At 62.4% G+C, this 6,020-nt stretch carries 4 protein-coding genes; 3 read left to right on the top strand and 1 reads right to left on the bottom strand.

Translation table 11 applies throughout. The features are described from left to right. The coding region (locus G6022_RS16655) for a type ISP restriction/modification enzyme (RefSeq protein WP_347238142.1) at positions 1–2,550 on the bottom strand (2,550 nt) is incomplete at its 3' end. A gap of 125 nt (positions 2,551–2,675) precedes the next feature. Here G6022_RS16655 and G6022_RS02390 point away from each other — a divergent pair. The 3 genes from G6022_RS02390 to G6022_RS02380 all read left to right on the top strand — a co-directional run bounded on the left by G6022_RS02390 (position 2,676) and on the right by G6022_RS02380 (position 5,467). After that, the gene (locus G6022_RS02390) at positions 2,676–4,040 is read left to right on the top strand and encodes an IS256 family transposase (RefSeq protein WP_096905727.1); all 1,365 of its coding nucleotides are present in this window, start codon (positions 2,676–2,678) and stop codon (positions 4,038–4,040) included. Positions 4,041–4,330: 290 nt separating this feature from the next. Beyond that, positions 4,331–4,672 carry a hypothetical protein gene (locus tag G6022_RS02385; protein WP_182611315.1) on the top strand — a complete coding sequence of 114 codons (342 nt, stop codon included), beginning with the start codon at positions 4,331–4,333 and terminating at the stop codon, positions 4,670–4,672. A 114-nt stretch (positions 4,673–4,786) separates the two neighbouring features. Next, positions 4,787–5,467 (top strand): hypothetical protein, encoded by a 681-nt coding sequence (locus G6022_RS02380; protein ID WP_095719448.1) that lies wholly within the window; start codon positions 4,787–4,789, stop codon positions 5,465–5,467. The last annotated feature ends 553 nt before the right edge of the window (positions 5,468–6,020 follow it).

Raw genomic sequence — 6,020 nt, 5'->3', positions numbered from 1 at the left:
AGCGATCCGCAGATCCCCGTGAATCACCCGGGCTAGGTAGGCGACAACATCCTCTGGTGTGACAGGGCGCCCAGTAAGTGTGGACAGTGCGCCAAGGAGGCCGGCGGCGATGTTAGGTCGCCCGCCGGGGTGCAGTAGCGGGAGCGCTCGTCCTCCCCGATTGTTGAAGTGATGCATGTCAGGGATCAGCGCCGAGAACACAACCCCTGGTCCGTGGCTGATTGCTTCGGCGTGCTGCTCCACGACGAAGATCTGCCCTGGACGCCGTGCTGCCCAGAGATCAGGGGACGGACGGTGCATCAATCGTCGATCGGCAATGAGCCATTGGCGGTCGAACGATCGAAATCCGACCCGCACGTGCCTCGCAGCCCGGGCGTGAGCCGGCTTCTCTTCGGAGAACGGCGCGGCGGTGCCTTGTTCTGTATCCGAACCGCTGAGGGGTTTCGTGGTGGTTTCTAGGTGGGACGATGACGTCTCTTTAAACAGAACCTTCTTGCGGTCGGGGTCGCTCTCAGAGATAACCCGCAGGAGTCGATCCGACAGGATTTCGCGAGCGGGCGCGTAAACCCAGGTGCGGTTCGGCTTTATCCCAGGAGCTGTCCATGGGAGAAGGTCATTGACCGCAGGGAAGTCGTCCCAGTCGGTGTCTGCTGCTGGTGTGAACGGTGCTTGCCAGGCTGTGCGAGCTTGGCGCCACTGGTCACCGTCGAGGTTCAGTTTGGTCAGGGCGTCGTACTTCTCGAACCGTCGGCCGTGGATCGCGGTGTAGTGAATCGTGGCCGGCACATCTGAATCGCAATCCGGGCGGCGAGTGAAGATCGCGATCGCGAGTGGTTGCTGCACGCCAGGGAAGATTCGAGTCGGTACGTCGGGACGCATTCCCTCGGGGGAGACATCGATAATCCAGCCTTCGCTGGTGGTGCGGCGTAGGTACTCGCGCATGCCCTTGAATCCGGCGCCGCGTAGATAGCCTGAGGTGGTGATGTAGCAAACGACTCCCACGTCACCGTTGGGTAGGTTTGCGTTGGCGTCGAAGACTTTCCAGGTAGCCCACCGCCAGAAGTAGATGTAGAGGTTCTTGAGGACGTACTCGGTGCGGCCGTTTCCCTCGGCGCGGAAGTCATCTAAGGGGCGGTAACCGCCGCCTTTCTTCGTCTTCTCGCTGTCGCTTCCGTTCTCGATCCAGCCGCCGCGACCTTGTGCCCGTTCGTCATAGGGCGGGTTGCCAATCACCACAGTGACTTTGGACTTAGCCTTGATACGGGCAGCCCTCGACCTAGACCGACTGATCAACTCAAGGCCAGATCCGAGTTGGGTCTGTTCGGCGTGGGGGTCGTCGAGGGTGTCGGTGACGTACATTCCCAGGCCTGCCGGTGGGAGGTTGGCACCGAGATCGGTGAGTAGGTCGGTGGCACGCAGTTCGGCGACGGCGAATGGGCCCGTCTGGAGTTCGAATCCGACAAGCCGCTTGGCGAGTTGGCTTACTGCCCCCGCAACGGCGCCCTGCCCGTCTCGCTCGGCCACTCGGGCCGCGACGTGCTCGATGATCGTGTGTAGGAATGTGCCCGTGCCCATCGCGGGGTCGGCCACGACCACATCCGGGTCGGCGAATCCTGCGGTTCTACCCAATCGTGTTTCCAGGACTTCTTCGGTGAGGCGGACCATTTGCTCGACCACTTCACGTGGTGTGTAGTACGAACCGGATTTTTGCCGCAGCTGCGGGTCGTAGACGTCGAGGAAGGTTTCGTACAGGTGGAGATAGGTGTCGCGGCGGCCGGCGCGGACCTTCGGCCACTGCACGGCGTCGATGACACGCACCAGGAGGTCGATGGTGACCTTGAAGTCAGCTGCGACGTAGTCGGTCAGCAGTTGAAGCGCTCGGGCCATGAGGGAGTGTTGTCCCGCAAGTTTCGTGCCCACTGCGTGCAGGCCGCCGGTATCGGCGAGTGTGATGCCTTCGGTTCGGGCGAGGAGGAGGGCGAACGTGACGGTTTGCGCGTAGCCGTCGGCGAAGGTCGCGTCGTCAGCGGTCGGAAATAGCAGGTGTCGCCAGTCCCTGGCGAGTCCATGGAATGGCTGATCTTCGCGTCGAGCTCCCGCCTTGATCTTGCGCTGCTCGGTGGCGAGCTGGTCCAAGACTTCACCGCGCAGAAGTCGAGTCAGCGGCGCGATAGCCCGAACGAGAGCGATCACGCTGGTGATGGGCGCTGGCTCCCACCGCAGGAAGTCGGTCAGGAACTGCTCGAACTCTGCGGGCGCGGAAAGCTCCGCTCCAGCCGTGCGGAGCGGCCCGCCGGCAAGGTGTATCGGATCTCCGACCGGCTCGCTATCGCGGTAGAGCCGCCACTCCGTGCCATTGGTGTAGATCAGGTTCGGGAGGTCCTTCTGCCTCGTCCACTGTTTGAGGTTGTGGCCTCGCATGGAGACCGGGTCTAAGTTGGCGCCAGGCTTCTTGACCTCGACGTACCCAGTGATCGCACCGCCGACGCTGATCGCGTAGTCGGGACGAACGCCGCGGTCGTCGTCGCGGACCTCGTCGTGTGGGACCACATCCAAGGAAAGGTGCTCGCCAGCGGCGGCGAGTAACTGTTCGATCGGAGCCCGGATCGCCGCTTCTGCCTCACCCGGACCGGGCGTGTCAGATGGTCTGTGTGAGTTGATCCGGAGGAGGAATCATGAACGCTATGGCTGTTGACGACCACGACGCTACGGATGTATCAGATGCTGCTGGGCTTCGCCGGGAGGTGTTCTCGGATGCGCTGATTGATCACGTACTCGCCGAGACCCGTTCGCGAGGGTTGGAGTTGACTGGCAAGGACGGCTTTTTGAACGAGATGCTCAAGGCCGTCCTTGAGCGGGGCATGGGCGCCGAGCTGACCGAGCATCTGGGCCGCGATGCCCACGCCCGTGGCGGGGACGGAAACCACCGCAACGGCACTTCGCGCAAGACCGTGGCCACCGAGGTCGGCCCGGTGGAGCTGGATCAGCCCCGCGATCGGCAGGGTTCGTTCGCCTCCCAGCTCGTCCCGAAGGGCGCCCGCCGGCTCGGCGGGCTGGAGGACCAGATCATCTCGCTGTACGCCGGCGGAATGACCGTCCGGGAGATCGAGCACCACCTCGCGCGGACCCTGGGGGTGGAGCTGTCGCACGAGTCCATCGCCAACGTCACTGACGCGGTCCTGGACGAAGTCGCCGCCTGGCAGCACCGCCCGTTGGAGGCGTTCTACCCGGTGGTGTTCCTGGACGCGATCCACATCAAGATCCGCGATGGAGCCCACGTGAAGACCCGCGCTGCCCACATCGCGGTCGGGGTCGATCTTGAGGGCGTCAAGCACGTGCTCGGCATCTGGGTGCAGGCCAAGGAAGGCGCGGCGTTCTGGGCCAGCGTGTGCGCCGAACTGGCCAATCGCGGCGTCAAAGACGTCCTGATCGTGGCCTGCGACGGGCTGACCGGACTGTCCGAGGCGATTGCCGCGACCTGGCCTTTCGCCGAGGTGCAGACCTGCGTGGTGCACCTGATCCGGGCCTCGATGCGGTTCGTGTCCTACAGCGACCGCAAGAACGTGGCCAAGGCACTCAAGCCGATCTACACCGCCGCCAACGCCGAGGCCGCCAGAGCCGCACTGGAGGCCTTCGCCGAATCGCCGCTGGGCGCCAAGTACCCCACCGCCGTCAGGTCGTGGGAGGCCGCCTGGGAGCGGTTCATCCCGTTCCTGGCCTTCGGCCCAGCCACACGCAAGCTGATCTACACCACGAACTCGATCGAGTCGCTGAACTACCAGCTGCGCAAGATCACCAAGAACCGCGGGCACTTCCCCAGCGATGCCGCCGCGATCAAGCTGCTATGGCTAGCCATACGCAACATCGAGGACCGACGAGACCGAGAACGCGCCAAGGACGCTCAACGCCGAGCAGACGGCCACGCAGGCCCCCGGAAATCGATCCCCAGACTCGTCGAAGGCGCCACCATCCACGGTTGGCGAGCCGCACTGGCCGAACTCGCACTGGCCTACCCGGAACGCTTCGACCCCCACATGTGACAGACATCACTAACCCAAATTCACACAATTATCTTGACAGGCTCCCCGGACCGGCCAACTTGGCTTTGCAACGCTGCCCGAACTCCGAAACAGCAGTAGTGAGCCAAGGCGATGACACGTGAGCAACCTTTCAGGATGCAAGTGGTGGGGTTGCTCTGATTGTCCGTCATTCCCCGTCAGGAAGTTCCCGGACGCACCGCTAGAGACTGCTTATTCTCGCGCAACGACTGGACTTGGAGTATTCGCCGAGTTTGACAGTCGAAATGCTATATTTCTCTTGTTGCGGATTCATGCGCTCAAAAACCCGGTCATCGACCGGGTTTTCGTCATTTTGCTCGCCGCAACAACCTGCTGGCTATGACGCTGGCAGCCTGCGCCCAGGCGCAGTTCAGGTCGCTGGCCAGTATCTGGCCGCGGCACTCAGCCTGGCAATCGGCCAGGCGTGGCATCTCTCCACCATGAGGGGAGGTTGCGATATGCAGGTTCTCGACGTCGTCGACAAGCTGGACCTCGCGGCCGTCCTGCTACTTGGGGCCGGGCACTTTGTGCTCCGCCTCCTTCCCTTGATCTCGGATCGCGTTAACGCACGCGCCGTCCGACTGATTGAGGCGAAGAAGAAGCAGGACGACTAGGAAAAATCGCACCTGACACCCTCGTAGGGAGAAGCCTGTCGTTGCAATGTTTGGGGTGTGTACATTGTGGCCGAGTCGAAGGTGCGCTGCCGGCGCGAGTCTAAGATGCCCCAGATGGGCTTCTCTGACCGCAAGGCGTCGATTGTCGCCGAGGCGTACCGCCGAACAAAGAGTCACGTCGCCTACCTCGACGAGTCCTATCAGGCGCCGGATCCGATAGGGCACCACCGCAAGACGTTCTATCTTTTCACCGCGGTTGTAGTTGCTCAAGATGACATGGACGAGTTGCGCGGAGGGCTTCTCGAGATTGCGGGCTCGACGCACTGGCACACCACCGAGGCTCTGCTCACGGCAGGAGGGCGACGGGCTACTGAGGACATGCTCGGGTATCTCGCTGACGGGAAGGAGACCTGCGTGATTGCCCATCAGGTGTCCGTAGACCCCGTCGACCATGACGCAGAAGACGCTCGCCGCGCCTGCTATCGGTCGTTGGCGGAAGAACTCGCCGCTGGCCGGGCCGGCAGTTGGAGCCCTATAGAGTTGCTCATCCTCGAAGAGCGTAACCAGAGAAACTTCCGGAATAAGGATGACAAGAACCACAAAGAATTGATCCGCGAAAATCGGATCCCACGAAATACGCGACTCCTGCAGACCTCTCCGAGTGCCGAGCGGCTGCTGTGGCTTCCAGATCTCGTGTCATCCGCGTTCCGCCGAACCATCACTCACACAGACGGCACCAACGAGCTCTTCGAGATCGTGAAGCCTCAAGTGTATTTTCTTGAGGCTGGGGACTAGGCGAGGCACAAAAAAGAGCAGCCCCTGGCTGCCGTAGCTACACCGAGGGGCCTGGCCGACTGTCGGGGCGTAAGCCCAGAGGGCCGACTCATTGCTCATCTGCATACTATCCAAGCTTCGCAGCATTGTCACATCGTCGTTGGTACTCACTCTTGGGCAGTTGCGTCCGGCGTTCACTACTGAAGAACTACGCCAGGCGTGCATCTGGCGGAGCCCATCGGCGTCGGCGCGGAAAGTTCGGGCTGCCAGGCACTTTACTGCCACCAGGCGCCGGGAGAACTCACCGAATATCGGTTCGGTTCACACGTCGGCAAGTGAGGCTCCGACTAGTCTCTTTTGGGTACACCCATGCGGGACGAGCGCGAGTCCGCCATCGCCGCTGTGTCACAGGGTGGTTTCTAGAGTTACGAAACGTCGTCCCTCGGGGTCTAGTGTGTAGTGGTACAGATTCCGGACGGAAGGCTCTTCCGATGGCTGATCGAATCGGGACGTTGCTCAATCGCTCGGGTGACGGGGGCGAGGAGGTGCTCATCGTCAGCCGCGGGAGCGTGCG

It is taken from the genome of Dietzia sp. Cai40, from assembly GCF_014145165.1.
GTDB classification, from domain to species: domain Bacteria; phylum Actinomycetota; class Actinomycetes; order Mycobacteriales; family Mycobacteriaceae; genus Dietzia; species Dietzia natronolimnaea.
Note: the sequence above shows the minus strand (reverse complement) of the source record. Positions and strands in the feature narration are given on the sequence as shown.

Excerpts from the sequence above, each read along its gene's own strand:
- G6022_RS02385 (WP_182611315.1), top strand. The coding sequence starts at position 4,331 with ATGCGCTCAAAAACCCGGTCATCGACCGGGTTTTCGTCATTTTGCTCG.
- G6022_RS02390 (WP_096905727.1), top strand. The coding sequence starts at position 2,676 with ATGAACGCTATGGCTGTTGACGACCACGACGCTACGGATGTATCAGAT.
- G6022_RS02380 (WP_095719448.1), top strand. The coding sequence starts at position 4,787 with ATGGGCTTCTCTGACCGCAAGGCGTCGATTGTCGCCGAGGCGTACCGC.